The 19,318-nt window shown below is 67.0% G+C and carries 10 protein-coding genes; 6 read left to right on the top strand and 4 right to left on the bottom strand.

Translation table 11 applies throughout. The features are described 5' to 3' along the window. The first annotated feature begins 91 nt into the window (after window positions 1–91). From ACZ46K_RS03295 to ACZ46K_RS03275, 5 genes are all read left to right on the top strand, one after another. Window positions 92–649 (top strand): DUF732 domain-containing protein, encoded by a 558-nt coding sequence (locus tag ACZ46K_RS03295; protein WP_464746646.1) that lies wholly within the window; start codon window positions 92–94, stop codon window positions 647–649. Window positions 650–696: 47 nt separating this feature from the next. Beyond that, window positions 697–1,653 (top strand): cutinase family protein, encoded by a 957-nt coding sequence (locus ACZ46K_RS03290; protein ID WP_464746644.1) that lies wholly within the window; start codon window positions 697–699, stop codon window positions 1,651–1,653. Between the two features lie 631 nt (window positions 1,654–2,284). Then, on the top strand, window positions 2,285–4,174 hold the full coding sequence (fadD32, locus tag ACZ46K_RS03285) for a long-chain-fatty-acid--AMP ligase FadD32 (protein ID WP_464749226.1): 1,890 nt from the start codon (window positions 2,285–2,287) through the stop codon (window positions 4,172–4,174). Between the two features lie 50 nt (window positions 4,175–4,224). Further along, a complete protein-coding gene (pks13, locus tag ACZ46K_RS03280) occupies window positions 4,225–9,141 on the top strand; it encodes a polyketide synthase Pks13 (RefSeq protein ID WP_464749225.1) in 4,917 nt (1,638 codons plus the stop codon). A gap of 7 nt (window positions 9,142–9,148) precedes the next feature. Beyond that, window positions 9,149–10,690 (top strand): acyl-CoA carboxylase subunit beta, encoded by a 1,542-nt coding sequence (locus ACZ46K_RS03275; RefSeq protein ID WP_054806991.1) that lies wholly within the window; start codon window positions 9,149–9,151, stop codon window positions 10,688–10,690. Between the two features lie 88 nt (window positions 10,691–10,778). On the opposite strand, the gene ACZ46K_RS03270 is transcribed toward ACZ46K_RS03275, so the two are convergent. After that, the gene (locus ACZ46K_RS03270; RefSeq protein ID WP_054806992.1) at window positions 10,779–11,189 is read right to left on the bottom strand and encodes a RidA family protein; all 411 of its coding nucleotides are present in this window, start codon (window positions 11,187–11,189) and stop codon (window positions 10,779–10,781) included. Between the two features lie 70 nt (window positions 11,190–11,259). Here ACZ46K_RS03270 and ACZ46K_RS03265 point away from each other — a divergent pair, with 70 nt between their 5' ends. Next, window positions 11,260–11,883, top strand: coding sequence for a TetR/AcrR family transcriptional regulator (locus tag ACZ46K_RS03265; RefSeq protein ID WP_054806993.1), 624 nt, complete (start codon window positions 11,260–11,262; stop codon window positions 11,881–11,883). A 4-nt stretch (window positions 11,884–11,887) separates the two neighbouring features. Here the strand turns inward: ACZ46K_RS03265 and ACZ46K_RS03260 are convergent, their stop codons facing one another. The 3 genes from ACZ46K_RS03260 to ACZ46K_RS03250 all read right to left on the bottom strand — a co-directional run bounded on the left by ACZ46K_RS03260 (window position 11,888) and on the right by ACZ46K_RS03250 (window position 19,282). Next, window positions 11,888–12,529 carry a TetR/AcrR family transcriptional regulator gene (locus tag ACZ46K_RS03260; RefSeq protein ID WP_054806994.1) on the bottom strand — a complete coding sequence of 214 codons (642 nt, stop codon included), beginning with the start codon at window positions 12,527–12,529 and terminating at the stop codon, window positions 11,888–11,890. A gap of 106 nt (window positions 12,530–12,635) precedes the next feature. Continuing rightward, window positions 12,636–15,947 (bottom strand): arabinosyltransferase domain-containing protein, encoded by a 3,312-nt coding sequence (locus ACZ46K_RS03255; protein WP_464746642.1) that lies wholly within the window; start codon window positions 15,945–15,947, stop codon window positions 12,636–12,638. 44 nt (window positions 15,948–15,991) lie between these two features. Continuing rightward, the gene (locus tag ACZ46K_RS03250; protein WP_464746640.1) at window positions 15,992–19,282 is read right to left on the bottom strand and encodes an arabinosyltransferase domain-containing protein; all 3,291 of its coding nucleotides are present in this window, start codon (window positions 19,280–19,282) and stop codon (window positions 15,992–15,994) included. Between the last annotated feature and the right edge of the window lie 36 nt (window positions 19,283–19,318).

Genomic DNA, 19,318 nt, shown 5'->3' with positions numbered 1-19,318 from the left:
GCAGGCGCTCCGACCGGCACCGCGTGCGCTCTGTAGCCTGGAGCGAGCCCAGTTCAGATCGACTCGAATTCCGGATGTGAGGACACCCCAGATGCCTGCACGGACCCGCTCGCGCTCGACCCGCGTCCTCGGAGCGATCGCCGCAGCCCTGACTTCCGCGGCTGTCCTGGCCGCGTGCGGTAGCGACGATTCGACCGCCACGAACACTCCGTCGGCCACGACGACGACCGCTTCCGCGACGACCTCCGCCGAGGCGACCACCTCGGAGGAGACGGCGGACGACACCACCACACCTGACGCCTCCGGATCCGAGGGCACCGGCACCGACGCTGCTCCGACGAGCCCGGGCGAAGCAGCGACCGCGCCGCCGCCGGGATCGCAGCCTGCCCCGAGTGAGAGCGGTGAGGCGTTCCTCGCCGCGCTGCGTGACGAGGGCGCCGAGCCGTCCGACGAGGCGAGCGCGATCGCGATCGCGGATTACGTCTGCGGCGCCGAGGCCCAGGGCGGAAATCCCGACGAGATCAAGACCATGGTGACTGCTCTCGTGGGCAGCGGATCCGTCGCTGCCGGTGAGGAGATCACCGAAGAGGAGGCGTCCGCAACCGCCGACACCTACATCTCGGTCGCCCACGACACGTACTGCAGCTGACACGTACTGCAGCCGACAGGTATTTCGGGTAGAGGGAGAAACGCTTGATGGCCAGAACGAAGCGGCGTCGCGGGCGCAAGGTCGTCGTACTCGGGGCGCTTCTGCTTCTGGTCCTGGTGCTGGCTCTCTGGTACATGCTGGCGGGGCGCCTGGATGTTCCCGGGCCCATCACACCCCCCGGGCCGGAGGAACCGCAGTCGCAGCCTGCGTCGTGCCCTGACGTCCAGGTGGTTGCGGTGCCCGGTACGTGGGAGTCCGCGGTCGGTGACGATCCGTACAACCCGACGGCCAACCCGGCGTCGTTGATGCTGAACGTGACGCGACCGCTGCAGGAACAGTTCGACGCGCAGCGCGCCGACGTCTACACGGTCCCGTACGTCGCTCAGTTCTCGAATCCGGTCGCGCTGCCGCCGGACGGCCAGCAGTCGTACAACAACAGCCGTAGCGCCGGTACCGCCGCGATGAACGATTTTCTCGCGGGACGGTCAGCGGAGTGCCCGCTGACCACCTATGTCCTCACCGGGTTCTCGCAGGGCGCTGTCGTCACCGGTGACGTCGCGGCCCAGATCGGTGCGGGCAACGGGCCGGTCTCTGCGGATCGGGTCCTCGGTGTCGCGCTGATCGCCGACGGCCGTCGTGACGGGGTATCCGGTATCGACATCGGCCCTCCGGTCATGGGCGTCGGTGCCGAACTCTCGCTCGGTGGTCTGAGGCTTCCCGGGATCACGATGACCGGCGAGCGTCCCGGTGGATTCGGTGTGCTCGACGATCGCACGTTCCAGATCTGTGCGCCGTCCGACAGCATCTGCGATGCACCGCTCGATGCGCTCAACCCGACGAACTGGATGACTGCGGCGCCGCGAGTTCTCGAATACGTCAACAATCCGATCCACGCGATGTACAACACGTTCGTAGTGGACGAATCGGGCACCACCGCAACGCAGTGGGTCGCGGGATGGGCGTCGGAGAAGATCGAGTCCGCACCGCATCCTCCGGAAGAGTGACGGATCACGGTTACCGGCGGGTAGTGTTCGGGGTCACGTACCCGGTACACTCTACCGATTGTTGCGTACGGGCCCGCCTGCGACCGATGCTCGTGGGGCCGGGGGAGAGCGGGCAGTTCCACCGTAGTGACCGGAGGGGATGGATGTGTGCCGTCACCGGGGTGAGGCATGGGTGAACGGTGGGCCGATCGGAATGATCCTCGTCACGAAGTGTCGTGCCGAGGAGGCGGTCGGCCGGCAACCGACCGACACTTCGGAACGGGAAGTTCGGGCCGTGTGCACTGCCGACGCGTCGGTGTCGCCAGTGGCGACTCGTCCTGTCCCGCAATTGTCATGTCCGAACAGATCGCCGAACGAGACGGTATTTCGCGGATGACAGACCGGGTGTCGTATCTTTGGTGCTTCCCATCTCGGACGGAAAGGTTCGCGCCACAGGATCCGCTGCTCGCGGGGGAGCGAGCTGAGCCGATCTGTAACATATTCGTGATCTCGGATCGATGGACAGTACTGGCGGGTTGATTGCCGGAGGCTGTCAGTGCTGTACAGGCACCTCGATCCGGTAGCGCGAACAACGAAAATGGAGCGCAACCATGTCGAGTGGTTGTGGGATCGCTTCGACAGGGAGAAGGAATTGAGCGTCGGGTTCGAAGAGTTCATCGATGAGAACGGGCAGATCGCACTGCCGGAGGGCAGTACGTTGCTCGATCACCTCGAGCAGCACACTGCTTCCAACGGTGACGAGCTGGCCTACCGGTACATCGATTACTCACGTAACCGTGACGGCGATGTGGACGAGCTCACCTGGGCGCAGTTCGGCGTGCGACTCCGCGCGATCGCTGCTCGGCTGCAGCAGGTCACCAATCCCGGTGACCGTGTTGCGATCCTTGCGCCCCAGGGCCTCGACTACGTGGTGTCGTTCTTCGCGGCGATCTACGCGGGTGTCATCGCGGTGCCGCTCTTCGACCCGGACGAGCCGGGTCACACCGATCGCCTGCACGCCGTCCTCGGCGACTGCACGCCCACTGCGATCCTCACGGCCACTTCGTCCGCCGCAGGCGTGCGTCAGTTCTTCAGGCCGCTCCCGGCTGCACAGAGGCCCAGGGTGATTGCCGTCGACGCGATCCCCGACACCGTCGCCGACTCCTGGAAGCGTCCCGTCGCCACCAGCGACGACATTGCGTACCTCCAGTACACGTCCGGTTCGACGCGTGTGCCCGCCGGTGTGGAGATCACCCACCGGTCGGTGCTCACCAACGTGGTCCAGATGGCCGACTCGATGGAGCTCAACGAGAACTCGCGGGGCGTCACCTGGCTGCCGCTGTTCCACGACATGGGCCTGCTCACCGTCATCCTCCCGGCGATCGGCGGCAAATACATCACGATCATGAGCCCCCGCGCCTTCGTGCAGCGACCGGGCCGGTGGATCCGTGAACTCGCCGCCGTCTCCGACGGAGCAGGAACCTTCGCGGCAGCGCCGAACTTCGCGTTCGAGCATGCCGCCGCGCGCGGCGTGCCCAAGAGCGACGAGACGCTCGACCTGAGCAACGTGATCGGTCTTATCAACGGCAGCGAGCCGGTGACTACGTCGTCCATGCGCAAGTTCAACGAGGCGTTCGCGCCCTACGGGCTGCCGAAGACCGCGATCAAGCCGTCCTACGGCATGGCCGAGGCCACGCTGTTCGTGTCGTCGACCAGGAACTCCGAAGAAGCCAAAGTCCTCTACGTGGACCGGAACGAGCTCAACGCCGGTCGGATCGTGCTGGTCGACCGCGATGCGCCGGGCGCCATCCCGCAGGTGTCGTGCGGCCATGTCGCACGCAGCCAGTGGGCTGCGATCGTCGACGCGGAGACCGGTGTGGAGGCCCCGGAAGGCCGCGTCGGTGAGATCTGGCTGCACGGCGACAACATCGGAATCGGTTACTGGGGTCGCAAGGACGAGACGGCCGAGACCTTCCACAACCGGATCACGAAGCGCGTCGAGGAGGGAAGCCAGGCCGAGGGCACACCCGAGGACGCCAACTGGCTGCGCACGGGTGACTACGGCGTCTACGTCGACGGCGAGCTGTACATCACGGGACGCGTCAAGGACCTCGTGATCGTCGACGGCCGCAATCACTACCCGCAGGACCTCGAGTTCTCTGCCCAGGAAGCGAGCTCCGCGTTGCGTCCGGGTTTCGTCGCCGCGTTCGCGGTACCTGCGAACCAGCTGCCGAAGGTCGTGTTCGACAACTCGGCGTCCGGTCTGCAGTTCGACGTCGACGATTCGTCCGAACAGCTCGTGGTCGTCGCCGAGCGCGCTCCGGGAGCAGGTAAGGCCGACCCGCAGCCGATCGCCGACGCCGTGCGCGCCGCGATCTCCGCGCGACACGGTCTGACCGCGCGCGATGTGCTTCTCGTACCGGCCGGATCCATACCCCGCACATCGAGTGGGAAGATTGCGCGGCGGGCATGCAAGGCCGCCTACATCGAGGGAACGCTGCGTGGTGGGTACCAGCAGCAGGCGTTCCCCGACAGCATGTAAGAAATTGTCCTCTGTCCGGGTAGCGTGGTGGGTTGATGGCTGACATTGAAATGACCGTTGCGCAGCTGCGCGAATGGCTGCGGAACTGGATTGCCGACGCAACCGGCCAGCCGGTCTCCCAGATCTCGGACGACCGTCCGATGGAGGAGTTCGGGCTGGCGTCGCGAGATGCTGTCGCACTCAGCGGCGACATCGAGGATCTCCTCGGTGTCACGCTGACCGCGACGGTCGCGTACCAGCACCCGACGATCGCTTCGCTGGCGACTCGCATCATCGAGGGTGAGCCGGAGGCGCCGGAGGGCGCCGATGACACGTTCTACGTCACCGGTGGCGCTCTCGGCTCGAAGGACGTCGCGATCGTCGGTATGTCGACGCGCCTTCCCGGGCACGTCGACACCCCGGCCCAGATGTGGGATCTGCTCGCTTCCGGGCGCGACGGCATCACCGAACTGCCTGAGGGCCGCTGGTCCGAGTTCGACGGCGATCCACTCGTCGCCGAGGCGATCGCCAACGCGAACACGCGGGGCGGCTACCTCGACGACGTCAAGGGCTTCGACGCCGAGTTCTTCGCGATGTCGCCACGCGAGGTCAAGATGGTCGACCCGCAGCAGCGGCTCGCGCTGGAGCTGACGTGGGAGGCGCTCGAGCACGCCCACATCCCCGCCAGCGACCTCAAGGGCGGCTCGGTGGGTGTGTTCATCGGCTCGTCCGCGAACGACTACATGCTCATCGCGGCGTCCGACCCGACGGCCGCAGACCCGTACGCGATCACCGGCACATCCACGTCGATCGTCTCCAATCGCGTCTCGTACTTCTTCGACTTCCACGGTCCGTCGATCAGCATCGACACGGCGTGCTCGTCGTCGCTCGTCGCGGTCCACCAGGCCGTGCGTGCACTACGCGGTGGTGAAGCGAACGTCGCGATCGCCGGTGGCATCAACATGCTGCTCGCCCCCGCCGGGACGCTCGGCTTCGACGAAACCGGCATGCTCACCGCCGACGGAAAGATCAAGGCGTTCTCGGCGGACGCCAACGGCATCGTCCGCGCGGAGGGCGGCGGTCTCGTCGTCCTCAAGCGACTCGAGGACGCCGAACGTGACGGCGACAATATCCTCGCCGTGATCGCCGGATCGGCCGTCAACCAGGACGGACGTTCCAACGGCCTGGTGGCGCCCAACCCGGACGCGCAGGCGGACGTGCTGCGTCGCGCCTACCGCGACGCGCAGATCCTGCCGTCGGGCGTCGACTACATCGAGGCGCACGGCACCGGCACGGTGCTCGGCGACCCGATCGAAGCCGACGCGCTGGGACGTGTCGTGGGCCGCGGTCGCGACTCCGACAAGCCTGCGTTGCTCGGATCGGCGAAGACGAACTTCGGGCACCTCGAGGCCGCCGCGGGTGCCGCGGGCCTGATCAAGGTCGTTCTCGCGATGCAGGAGAACGCGCTCCCGGCCACGCTCAACTACACCGCACCCAACCCGTACATCGCATTCGACAAGGCCAATCTCCGGGTGATTCCGGAGGGTGCCGAGTGGCCGCGCTACTCGGGTCGCGCTGTCGCGGGCGTCTCCGGGTTCGGTTTCGGTGGCACCAATGCGCATGTTGTGGTCCACGAGTACACCGGGCCGGAGGGTCAGAGCGACTCCGAGGCCGAGGTCGAGGTCCTGCCCGACAGCGCAGAGGCCGCGGAGCATGCTGTTCCGTCGGACTCTTCTCTGATCTCCGGGCCCGCGCGAGAGTTGCCCGTCGTGCTCGCGGTGTCCGCATCCATGCCGTCGCGTCGTCGTCGTGCCGCGGCGGATCTCGCCGACTGGCTCGAGACCGAGACGGGGAGCACCACCGAGCTGGCCGACGTGGCCCGTTCGCTGTCGCGTCGCAACCACGGCCGGTCCCGCGCCGTCGTCATCGCTGCCGACCGTGCCGAGGCGATCGCCGGGTTGCGTGCCGTCGCGGCAGGCAAGCCCGCGCAGAACGTCTTCACCGCCGACAGTCCCGCCTCGACCGGCCCGGTGTGGGTGCTGTCCGGATTCGGTGCGCAGCATCGCAAGATGGCCAAGCAGCTGTATCTCGAGAACCCGGTGTTCGCAGCCTCGGTCGACGAGGTCGACGAGTTCATCTTCGACGAGTCGGGTTTCTCCATGAAGGAGAAGTTCCTCGACGACGCGCAGGACTACGACGTCGAGACCGCGCAGGTCGGAATCTTCACCATCCAGGTCGGACTCGCGGCGGTACTGCGGCACCACGGTGCAGAGCCTGCAGCGATCGTCGGCCACTCGATGGGTGAGGCCGCCGGTGCGTACATCTCGGGCGGTCTGTCGCTCGAGGAAGCTGTGCGCGTGATCTGCGCCCGGTCGCGCCTGATGGGCGAGGCGGAAGGTCAACTCGAGGGTGACGACATCCGCCTGATGGCGCTCGTCGAGTACACCTCCGACGAGATCACCTCGGTTCTGCCCGACTTCCCGCAGCTCGAGGTGTGCGTCTATGCGGCGCCCACCCACACCGTGATCGGTGGACCGCAGGAGCAGGTCAACGCCATCGTCGCGCGCGCCGAGGCGGAGGAGAAGTTCGCCCGGGTCCTCCAGACGAAGGGTGCGAGCCACACCTCGCAGGTCGATCCGATCCTGGGCGAGCTCGCCGCCGAGCTCGCGGGCATGGAGCCGCAGCGACTGAAGGTGGACGTGTACTCGTCCGTCGACCAGGAAACGCTGTACCGCGCAGGTCACGAGGGCATCCACCCGGTCGAATACTGGACGAAGGGCATGCGGCACAGCGTGTACTTCACCCAGGCGATCCGGAAGGCGCTCACCGACGGTTACACGACGTTCGTCGAGCTCAACGCGAATCCCGCCACGCTGATGTCGGTCGCTGCCACCGCGTTCGACGCCGGTGTGCAGGACGGCGTGTTCATCCAGACGCTCAAGCGTAAGGAAGACGAGTCGCTCGGTGTGCTCACCGCGCTCGCGCAGCTCTACGTCCACGGACACCAGGTGGATCTGCGCAGTCTGCTTCCCGAGGGTGACTACGCCGACATTCCGCGTACCGCGTTCCTGCGAAAGCCGTACTGGGTCGACGCCCGTATCGGCGGCAGCGGTGGCCACGGTCGGGTCCCCGGTGCGCACGTCGCGCTGCCCGACGGCAGGCACGTGTGGGAGGTGCAGGCGGGGGCGGTCACCGACCCCGCGGAGCTCGTCGTCGCTGCTGCATCGCAGGTGCTCGCCGATGTCACCCTGACCGCATCCATCCGGCATGCAGAGTTGCCCGCCGCAGCCACGGTGACCACGACCCTCACGCCGCACCCGGGTGGTGCTTCGGTGCAGGTGCACGCCCGCACGGAGAGCGGTTTCACGCTCGTGCTCGAGGGTGTCGTCACGTCCGGTGAGGCTCTTCCCGCCCCGGTGATCGCCATCCCGGCTCGGCTGTCCGACGACGTCGAGGAACTGCCGGAGGTCGTCGAGACCTTCGGTGACAAGTGGGATCCCGAAGGATCGCAGACCCTCGAAGATCGTTTGACGCTGATCGTCGCCGAATCCATGGGCTACGCACCCGAGGATCTGCCCGCCGAGATCCCGCTCATGGAGCTGGGCCTCGACTCGCTGATGGCGGTGCGTATCAAGAACCGCGTCGAGTACGAATTCGACATCCCACAGTTGCAACTGTCGGCGGTCAAGGACGCGTGCCTGCGCGATGTTGCGACGTACCTGCGTTACGCGGTGGACAACCGTGAAGAGGTCGCGCAGCTCGCCGAGCAGCAGGCCGCGGAGAAGGCCGCCGAGCGCGCCGAGACCGAGCCGTCGCTGAAACCGATCGAGGACACCACCGTCCTGGGCGAAGCCGAGCAGATCCTGTCGGAGGCCGACGCTCAGGAAGAGCCTGCCCCCGAGTCGTCCGGGCCGGACGTTCCTCCCCGCGACGCCGCGGAACGCCTGACATTCGCCTCGTGGGCTGTGGTCACCGGGAAGTCCGCCAAGGGCATCTTCAATTCGCTGCCGACCCTCGATGCCGCCGCGGCCGAGCGACTCGCCGCCCGGCTCACCGAGCGGTCCGGCGGGGAGGTCACCGTCGACGACGTGCGCAAGGCATCGACCATCGAACAGCTCTCGGAGACGGTCCGGCAGTACCTCGAATCCTCCGACAAGATCGACGGGCTCGTGCGTGCTCTGCGACCGCGTCCCGAGGGGTCGACGGCAGTGCCCGTGTTCGTGTTCCATCCCGCGGGTGGCTCGACCGTCGCGTACGAGCCGCTGCTGCGGCGTCTGCCTGCCGACACTCCGATGTACGGCTTCGAACGCACCGAGGGCCCGATCGACGAGCGTGCCAAGGTTTATCTGCCGCTGATCGAGGAGATTCAGGGCGACGGCCCGTATGTGCTGTACGGCTGGTCGCTCGGTGGAGTGCTGGCCTACGCGGTCGGTCGACTGCTGCGGGCGGAGGGCAAGGACGTGCGGGTCATCGGTCTGCTCGACACGGTCATGGCCGGTGAGCAGATCGAGGACACTCCCGAGGAGATCCGCAAGCGCTGGCAGCGGTACTCGGCATTCGCGAAGAAGACCTACGGTATCGAGGCGCCGCTCCCGTACGACCTGCTTGCAGAGGCAGGCAGCGACGAGGAGCAGATCAAGATCCTCCTGGGCCTGCTCGAGATGAGCGGCGCAGAGATCCCCGGCGGCATCATCGAGCATCAGCGCACGTCGTGGCTCGACAACCGGGCGATCCAGACTGCGAAGCTCGAACGGTACGACGGCGATGTCGTGCTGTACATGGCAGACAAGTACCACGATGACGCAATCGACCTCGAGCCGGCGTTCGGTACCCGGCAGCCCGACGGCGGGTGGGGCGATGTGGTCGCGAATCTGGAGATCGTCCCGGTGGGGGGAGATCACCTGCAGATCGTCGACGAGCCGTACATCTCGAAGGTGGGGACCGACCTGACCCGCAAGCTGGCCGACATCGAGGCCTCGAGGAGCTGAGCAAGTAGTGACCACCACGGCAGAGAAGCTGGCCGAGCTGCGCGCAAAACTGGAGATCGCGAACGAACCCGCGGGGGAAGCTGCGATCGCCAAACGCGCTCAGAAGGGCATTCCCAGCGCTCGGGAGCGCATCGACATGCTCCTCGACAAGGGCACCTTCGTCGAGATCGGCGCGTTGATGAAGACGCCCGGGAACCCGAATGCGTTCTACGGCGACGCGGTCGTCGTCGGACACGGCCTGGTCGACGGCCGGCCCGTCGCAGTGTTCTCGCACGACCAGACGGTTCTGGGCGGCAGTGTCGGCGAGATGTTCGGCCGCAAGGTGTCTGCGGTACTGGAACATGCTTTGAAGATCGGTTGCCCGGTCGTCGGTATCAACGACTCCGGTGGGGCTCGCGTCCAGGATGCAGTGACCTCGCTCGCCTGGTACGGAGAGATCGGCAAGCGGACCGAACCGCTGTCCGGGTTGGTCCCGCAGATCTCGGTCATCGTCGGTAAATGCGCCGGCGGTGCGGTGTACGCGCCGATCAACACCGACGTCGTCGTGGCGACCGAAGAGGCGTACATGTTCGTCACCGGCCCCGACGTCATCAAGGCGGTCACGGGTGAGGACGTCAGCCTCGAGGAACTCGGCAGTGCCCGTAAGCAGGCCGAATACGGCAACGTGCACCACGTCGCGCCCGACGAGAAGGCAGCGTTCGACTGGGTGCGGCAGTATCTGAGCTACATGCCGTCGAATGCGCAGGAGAAGCCTCCCGTGATCAACCCGGGTCTCGAGCCCGAGATCACGCCCGACGACATCGAGCTCGACTCGTTCATGCCCGACGCCGACAACTCCGGTTACGACATGCACGACGTCCTGCTCAAGATCTTCGACGACGGCGACTTCTTCGAGGTGCGGTCGCAGACGGCACCGAACATCATCACCGGATATTCGCGCGTCGACGGACGCCCTGTCGGTGTGGTCGCGAACCAGCCGCTGTACCTGTCGGGTGCGCTCGACGCTGCGGCAGCAGACAAAGCCGCGCACTTCGTGCGGGTGTGCGATGCCTTCGACATCCCGCTGGTGTTCGTCGTCGACACCCCCGGCTTCCTGCCCGGTGTGGAGCAGGAGAAGATCGGCGTCATCAAGCGGGGCGGCCGGTTCCTCTTCTCGTACGTGGAGGCGTCGGTGCCGAAGGTGACCGTTGTGGTGCGCAAGTCGTACGGCGGCGGTTACGCGGTGATGGGATCGAAGCAGCTCGGCGCCGACATGAACTTCGCCTGGCCGACCGCGCGTATCGCGGTGATGGGTGCGGAGTCCGCGGTCGCGGTGATCGGCCGCAAGCAGATCGCCGAGGCGGGCGACAATGCTCCGGTGGTGCGTCAGCAGCTCATCAACTTCTACAACGAGCATGTCGCGACACCGTACATCGCGGCCGAGCGCGGCTACATCGATGCCGTGATCGAGCCGAAGACCACGCGTCTCGAGATCCGGAAGGCGCTGACCCTTCTCCGCGACAAGAAGGTGTTCAAGAACCCGCGCAAGCATCACCTGCTTCCGCTCTGAGGTTGTGACCGAGAAGTCCCACCGGCCGTCTTCGTGACTGTGCCGGTGGGACTTTCGCGTTCGCGGTGGTGAAGTCGGCTGTCGCGGATCAGTCGAGGACGACGGTGGCTTCGACCTCGACCAGGAGGTCGGGTTCGGCCAGCGCTGAGACGCCGATGCCCGTGAGCGGAGCCAGCGGAGCGGGGGTGCCGAGTTCGGCGGTGGCTCGGCCGAGGCCTTCGCCGATCAGGGCCATCTTGTCGGGTGTCCAGTCGACGATGTACGCCGTCAGCTTGGCGACGTCGTTCCAGGTGGCGCCGACCTCGGCCAGTGCTACGGCGATGTTGAGATAGCACTGCGCGGTCTGTGCGGCGAGGTCGCCCTCACCGATTCTGTTGCCGGCGGCATCGCGCGCGACCTGCCCGGCGATGAAGACCAGTTTCGAGCCGGTGGCAATGGACACCTGCCGATACATGTCGACCTGCGGTAGTCCTGCGGGATTCACAAGGGTGACGGCCATGGTTCCTCCGGGGATGGGGTTCGGTGGGTTATCCAAACTATAGCAATGCAATGCTATGTAAAGTGGTTGCATGGTCAGGTTGAAGGATCCGGCGGTTCGCACGCGCCTCATCGAGCGGGCAGCCCAGATGCTCCGGGCCCGTGAGCCCATCACGCTGCGCTCGCTGGTGGCCGGCACGGGTGTGTCGACAATGGCCGTCTACACCTACTTCGGCGGCATGGACGGGTTGTGGAAAGCCTTGCGGCAGGAGGGTTTCACGCGTCTGGCTGACAGGTTCGCATCGGTAGCGGTGTCGAACGACCCGGTACAGCATCTGGCGGCATTGTCCGCGTCGTACGTCGACAACGCTCTCGATCATCCCGACCTGTATCGGGTCATGTTCGACGCGAGTGTCGACCTCGAAGACCTCGGGGCGGCAGATGCGACCCTGGAATACCTGGTGCAGGCCGTGCGGGGGGCACGGGACGGGGGACGCTTCCACGCCGACGTCGATCCGCTCGAACTGGCGACCCAGAGCTGGGTCATCGACCACGGACTCGTATCGCTCGTCGCCAACGGCCCGCTACCGCACAGCACCCTCGATCAGGGGATCCCCCTTCTCACCGCGCTGTTCGTCCAGGCGGGGGACGAGCCCGACCGGTGTCGAGTGTCGGTCGAAAAGGGATGGGAGCAGCGGGCGCCTCGCGAAGCGTAGGAGATCAGGCGGTGTGGAGAGCGCCCAGGATGTAGCTGAGGATGTGCTCGACCTCCACTGCTGCATCGAAGCCCGTCGTGTCCTTCCACAGCAGATGTTCCATCTGCGCCAGCAGCAGGATCGCTGTCGTGATCGAATCACGCTCCGGATCGGTGGAACCCAGATCGGAGATGGGCCCGGCGAGGATGCGGGCGAGAGTGAGTTCGAGTTCCTCGCGCACCTTCGGAGCGTGGGTCCGGCCACCTCCTCCGATGACGTTGCGGGTCGCGGCAGCAATCTCGGGGTCGACGCCCTGCTTCAGGATCACGGTCGCGCCTGCGCGCAACGCCGCTTCCGGTGTTTCGGCGGCGTCGATCTTCCTGCGCAGATGGTTGACCAGGCGGTGTCCGCCCTCTTCCACCACGGCATCGACGAAGTCGCCCTTGCTGCGGAAATAGCGGTAGAACGCGTCGTTCGACAGACCGGCGGCCGCCACGATGTCGGCGACGCGCGCGGGCGATCCGGCGGTCAGCAGGTCTCGGCCGGCCTTGATCAGGCGGTCGACGTCGCGACTCGCTGCCTCCTGCCGCGGAGTGAGGCTTCGCTGTACCGCTTCGGTGGCGCGGGCCGACATGGCGCTGGTGCCGGTGATGTCTTCGGTGGTCACCCTTGCCATTCTAGAGAGTCGGAACCGAATTCTGTGCGCCGGTGGGACATGGCCGAACGTCACTGTGAGTATGAAGGTGACGTTCGGCCATGCGCGGGCGTGCAGCCTACTGTTCGTAGACCCGCAGCGTGCCCGGATTCCACAGGCCCGACCGGGTGACCTGCTCGGTTGCGACATCGGCGGGCTCGGCGTTCGGGTAGTAACGCACGTAGCGTTCGAGCGAACCCCAGTCGCGGGCCCAGTCTCCGTCGAGATACGTCGGGATCGCTTCGGGGCGGGCGAGCACCTCGGTGAAGCCGAGCGGTCCGCCGAATTCGGCTGCTTGCCAGGTGTCGGTGGACGACACGGCCAACGGGCGGTCGGGGAGGATGCGGTAGTTCGGCATCTCCGCGACCCCGTACCGATGGTCGAACGGACGCTGACACGGGAACTGGAGGCCAACGGCCCAGTCCAGCAGCACCGGCTGCTCGGAGCCGATCACCGACTCGAGCGTGTCGAGTTGGGGTACGCGCGGCGGGGTGAAAGCGAGCCACTGGTCGCCGGTGAGGTTGGGGTCGTTCGCGACGATGCGAACGACGTCGGCGTCCTCGGGCAGATCCGCGATCGGGACCCGCAGGTTGCGCCACGACGGTGCGGGGCCGATGTCACGCGGCAGGTAGCTGCCCTTCGCTTCGAAGGTGCCGTCGGGATTGCTGGTGCCGTACTCGAGCATCAGCGACTGCCCGTAGGTCAGCGCGCCGGTGTCGTCGTACGACCAGATGCGCCCGGCCGCGGAGATGACGATCAGCGGGGCGTTGTCGCTGCGTTCGGGCAGTTGGTACCAACTCGAGGTGAGCATCGCGGGTTCCTGGACGCCGTCCTGGTAGCTGCCGAGGATCGGGGTCACCGCGGGGTCGAGTCCGAACGGCAATTTCACCGTGCTGCCGTTGACGGTCTCGGCGCCCGAACCTCCGGTGGTTCCGCCGCCGGCACCCGTCTCGAAGGTCGTGCCGATGCTTTGGGTATCGGTGTTGCCCTGCCCGGGCTTGACTTCCACATAGTCGGCGGTCAGGTCGCTCGGAACACCGTTGGGCGAGAAGCCGACGGGTCCGCCGCCGGCAAGGGCGTCACCGCCGGAGGGCGGGTTGGCGGGGTCGATGACCGGTTCGAGCCGTCCGGAGTTGGGATCGCTCTCGACGAGCACATCGTTTGCGAGGCCGCACGACGACCCGGTGATCGCCTCGATATTGGACCGGGCCAGCGAGTACGCCGGATACTGCGACACGGCACCCTTGACCAGCGACAGCACCTCGAACAGCACCATCGCCGCCGCGACGACGGTCAGAGGTGCCGCGGCGAACGCGCGGATCCGCCGGCCCTTCGCCGACGTCGGTTTCTCCGGTGGCGGTGCATAGCCTTCGCGCAGGTACTGCCAGGCGACGAGGGCGAGGGCAAGCCCGAACAGGACGAGGAACAGGCTGCTCGACTGGTATCCCGACAACGACACCGTCTTGTCGAACCACGGCACCCCGTAACTCGACACGTACCACCAGCCGTTGATACCCGCGAAGGAGACCGCGAGGACGAACAGCAGTCCGGCGAGGAAGATCGTGCGGTTGCGTCGCGACCGCAACGCCTGCGCCGACACGACCACCGCGGTCAACGCGGCCAGAGATCCGGCGATGCCCGCATACGCCCCGAAGTGATGGGTCCACTTCGTGGGGTTGAACATCATGAAGAAGATCGTTCCGAACACGATTCCGATCAGGCGCCACGACGGGCTCACCGCGATACCGGGGATGCGACGGCGACGCAGCAGCACGAGCAGTGTCGTGAACAGACACAGGATCATGACGAGGAACGCGAAGCGGCGCGGCAGCGACCCGTCGACGGTCTGCACCATCAGGTAGTAGTAGCGGAGGAAGTCGTTCCACCACTCCTCATTGGGGCCGATGATGGTGCGCACGCGGGTGGCTTCGAGCACCGCGGACAGAGTCTGGTCGGAGAACACGACGACCAGGACCAGCAGTCCGGCGGCGCCGATCGGGGCGAGCAGCGGCAACGTGCCGACCTCGCGGTGCTTGCGGACGATGATGCGCGTCATGGGCCGGATACCGGCGATCAACGCGGCGATACACATCAGGCCCGTCGGGGCGGCAGCGAGCGTGAACGCGCCGATGATCACGGCCGTGGCGGCGGGAAGCAACCGTCCGGTGGCGATGGCACGTTCGATCGAGCACCACGTGAGCAGGGCGCCCACAGCGACGATCGGCTCGGGACGCAGACCGTTGTTGTAGGGCAGCCAGAACGCGAGGAACACGAGGCCGCCGGTCCACAGGGCGATCTGGTTGTGCCGCACTGCCCGCCCGAGGCGCGGCACGACCTCGCGGCTGATCACCATCCAGCACAGGATCCCGGCGATCAGCGCGGGCAAGCGCATCCAGGGGCTCGCCGTCGAGATCTTCGCGAACGTGGCCAGTACGTCGTAGTACCAGCCGAACGGTGCCTCCGGGACACCGAACCAGCGGAAGTAGTTGGCCATGTACCCGGCGTGATCCGACACCCTTGCCATGGTGAGCAGGTAGCCGTCGTCGGAGGTGTTGGCGCCGAAGAAGTGCCATCCGATCAGCGTTCCCACCACGACGAAGTCGATACCGCTGAACTTCCACCAGTGTGACGGGAAGAACCGTCGGTGCCCCCGGCCGTCGGTGCCGTCGAGCTTCGCGAGCGCGCCCAGAGCGAGTGCCGTCGACAGCACCGCGAGGATCATTGCGAGGGACTTCACGAGGGTCGGCGACGACGAGAACCGCGAATCCACGTCGATGTGCACTTCGAGGCCGGGAACATCGGTGCTCAGGTCGCTGAACACGCCGACGACGAGTGGCCTCAGGTCGCCGGTCAGTTCACCGGCGCGCGGATTGCCGTTGTCGTCGGTGAGACCGACGAACTCGGCGGTGGTGCGGTCGACGTCGGAGAAGATCCGGATCTCGGTGCAGGCGCCGGATGCGACATCGGCGCGCGGCGCGGTCGCGACCACGACATTGCGATCGAGAACATCGACGTTCTGCGGCCCGACCCGCACGAACATCGCGTTGAGTGCGGCGTCCTGCCCGCTGGAGGGCGCGGTCGCGAGGAGCATCCCGCCGCTGTCGGGGAGCTGGGCGATCGCGGCGCACGGCACCGTCGCGGTCAGTTGCAGCGGCACCTGCGACATCAGCGGTGCCTCGACGTCCGTCATCGAGCCGTTCTGCGGCCACGACACCGTGGCCTCGGTGACCTTGACGGGCAGGAACGGTGTCGCGAGTGCGAGCACCATCCCGATGATTCCTGCGACGACCGCGATGAGTCGCGCGGTGCGGTACTGCGCGCGCAGGTCCTCACCGACCGGCCGTGTGGCGGTCACCGTCGGGGAGGGGTCGTTCGTCGAGGCGTCGGGCACGGATGTCGATGGTATCGGGCCGTGACCTGTGCGGTCACTCACCCTCATTCGAGCAGATCGGGCACTCCGTCACGGATCGCTCCCGGACTCCACAGACCGGACCGGGTGATCTCGTCGACATCGACGGTCGCGGTGTCGGCGTCCGGGTCGATCCGTCGATACCGCTCCAGCGACCCCCAGTCGCGATCCCAGTCGTTGTCCAGGTAGGTGGGCACGGTCTCCGCGGTGAGCAGCAGCGGGATCCATCCGAGGGGCCCACCGCCGATGGAGTCCTGCCACCCGTTGGTGGCATCGGCACCGACCCGGTCGGGGAGGATGCGGTACTCGGGGACCTCGGCGACACCGTAGTGATGCCCGAAGGGCCGCTGGCACGGGAAGGCGAGCCCGACCGACCAGTCGAGGAGCCCGGGCGCGTCGGAGCCGACGACGTTCTGCAGGGTGTCGAGTTGTGGCATCCGCGGCGGGGTCACCGCGACCCACTGGTCCGGCGACAGATCGCCGTCATCGACGACGAGCCGCACCGCGTCGGCCTCCGCGGGGATCGCGTCGCTGGGCACGCGGAGGTTGCGCCATGAGGGGGCCGGTCCGATGTCGATCGGTGCGACCCGCCCGAGCGCCTCGACGTCCTCACCTGCGGTGACACCGAACTCGAAGAGCACCTCCTGGCCGGGGCTGATGACACCGTCCGGGTCGACGTAGTGCACGCGACCCGCGGCGGTGACGACGAGCAACGGTGTATCGGCGGTGCGTTCGGGCAGCGCATACCACCCGGATTCGAGCTCGGCAGCGTGCTGTGTGCCGCTCCGGTAGCTGCCGAGCACCGGGGTGCGTGCCGGGTCCAGCCCGAACGGGAGCTGCACCGTGCTGTCGTTGATCCCCGCGTCGCCACGGCGTCCACCGCCGGTGCCTGCCGTCGTCGAAGTGGTGGTGCCGCCCTCGTCGGCCTCGAGGGAGTTCGCGCCACCCCTGGTGGAGATCTCCGCGTCCGCAGTCAGATCCAGTGCGACGCCGTCGGGAGTGAACCCGTCGGCGCGTCCGGCGCCGAGAGCATCGGCGACGGGATCGTCGAGCGGATCGAGCATGGTGGCGTTCGGATCGGTCTCGACGAGAACATGATCGGCGAGTCCGCACCCGCCGCCCGTGAAGGTGGCGACATTCGACCGCGCAATCGAATAGGCCGGGTACTGCGACACGGCGCCCTTGACGAGGGAGAGCACCTCGAAGAGCACGACGCCCGCCGCGACGACGGTCAGCGGCGCCGAGGCCAGCGTGCGGACCCGGCCGTTTCGCGCAGGCTTCTGCTTCGCGAACGGCTCGCGCAGGTGGAACCATGCCGCTACGGCCAGCGCCAGCACCGTCAGGGCGAGCAGCGCCGTCGAGAACCCGTACCCGGAGATGGACGGCGGCTTGTCCCACCAGGGGACGCCGTAGCTGGACACGTACCACCAGCCGTTCGAACCGGTGAACGACATGGTGAGGACGAACAACACACCCGCGGTGAACAGGGCACGGTTGCGGGCCGAGCGGATACCGACTGCACCCACGCCGACGGCGGCGAGTGCTGCGAGGGCCGCGGCCAGACCCGCGTACACACCGAAGTGGTGGGTCCACTTCGTGGGCGTGAGCATCATCAGCAGCATCGATGCGAAGACGATGCCGAGGATGCGTCTCGACGGACCGATCGCGGTACCGGGGATGCGACCTTTCCTGAGGATGAGCATCACGCACACCACGAGGCACAACAGCATGACGAACACACCGAATCGGCGAGCGAGCGACCCGTCCGGTGCGACGGTGAGCAGCGCGTCCCAGCGCAGCCGCTCGTCGAACCACGGCACGTTCGGTCCGACCGCAGACCGCACCCGGGTGGCTTCGAGCACCGACGCGAGCGTCTGATCGGCGAACACGGCGATCATGACGACGGTGCCCGACGCGAGAACCGGGGCGAGCTGCGGGAGTACCCCGACCAGATGTCGCCGGGCCACCAGCACCTTCACGAGTGGGCGTGCACCCGCGAGGAGCGCCGCCACGCAGATCAGTCCGGTAGGTCCGGCGGCGAGCGAGAACGCGGCGATCAGGACAGCGATCGCCGCGGGCAGCATCCGACCGGTCGCGATGGCACGTTCGATCGAGCACCACGTGAGCAGGGCACCGACGGCGATGATCGGTTCAGGACGCAGACCGTTGTTGTACGGCAGCCAGAATGCGAGGAACACCAGCCCGGCCGTCCACAGGGCCACCGTGCTGTGCCGGACAGCGACACCGAGACGTGGAATCACCTCGCGGCTGATGACCATCCAGCAGACGATCGCTGCAATGAGCGTGGGCAGCCGCATCCACATGCTGGCGGTCGACACTTCCGACATCGGCACCAGCACGTCGTAGAACCAGCCGAACGGCGCCTCCGGGACACCGAACCAGCGGAAGTAGTTGGCCATGTACCCCGCGTCGGTCGACACGCGGGCCATGTTGAGGATGTAACCGTCGTCGGAGGTGTTCGCCCCGATCACGTGCCACAGGAGCAGGACCCCGACCACGACGGCGTCGGCGAGTGTGAACCGCCACCAGTGCGACGGCAGGAACCTGCGTGCCCTGCGGCGATCGACCCCGTCGATGCGGTGCAGCGCAACCAGCGACGACAACGTCGCCAGGGCGCACCCGATCATCGCGACGAGCTTGATCATCGTGGGCGTGGAGGTGAACCGCGAATCCAGTTCCGCCTGTACGGACAGTCGCTCGGAAGCGCCTTCGCCCGAGACCAGAGGCGCGGAGGGACCGTCGAGATCGGAGAAGACGCCCACCATCTGCGGACGGACATCGCCCTCGATGGTGACGTCGACGGCAGGGTCGGCGCCGACGATTCCGGCTGCGGTCCGCTCGGAGTTGGCCGCCACGGTCACAGCGGTGCACCGATCGTCGAGCGGGGCCGAGACCAGCACGGAATTCCTCAATACCGCCTCGACGGTGCCGGGTAGGCCGTCCTCACCGGGGACGACCCGGATCACGAGCGCGTTGCCGGTGGCATCCGGCGCACCGGGCGGCACTGTCGACACGAGCGTGCCGCTGTCCTCGCCGAGCATCCCGGCGGCCACACACGGAACGCTCACCCGCAACGTGAGCGGTGTGTACGTCACGAGCGGCGCTTCGACACTGGCGAGGCTGTCGTTCTGCGGCCACTGAACGGTCGCGGCTTCCTGCTTCACGGGGAGAAACGGGAGGGCCAAGGCCAGGACGAATCCGAGCAGACCCGTGACGACAGCGATGAGTTGCGCGGTACGGACGCTCGCGTTCGAGGAGGAACCGGGCGTAGCGGGCGAATGGGAATCGTCTGGCACAGGGGTCGATGCTAGGCGAGTGGTGCACTGTTCTGC

Source organism: Rhodococcus sp. JCM 9793 (genome assembly GCF_055380405.1).
This window is presented reverse-complemented; position numbering and strand designations above follow the sequence as displayed.

Coding starts and splice junctions, on each gene's coding strand:
- ACZ46K_RS03295 (WP_464746646.1), top strand. CDS start 92: ATGCCTGCACGGACCCGCTCGCGCTCGACCCGCGTCCTCGGAGCGATC.
- ACZ46K_RS03290 (WP_464746644.1), top strand. CDS start 697: ATGGCCAGAACGAAGCGGCGTCGCGGGCGCAAGGTCGTCGTACTCGGG.
- pks13 (WP_464749225.1), top strand. CDS start 4,225: ATGACCGTTGCGCAGCTGCGCGAATGGCTGCGGAACTGGATTGCCGAC.
- ACZ46K_RS03270 (WP_054806992.1), bottom strand. CDS start 11,189: ATGGCCGTCACCCTTGTGAATCCCGCAGGACTACCGCAGGTCGACATG.
- ACZ46K_RS03265 (WP_054806993.1), top strand. CDS start 11,260: ATGGTCAGGTTGAAGGATCCGGCGGTTCGCACGCGCCTCATCGAGCGG.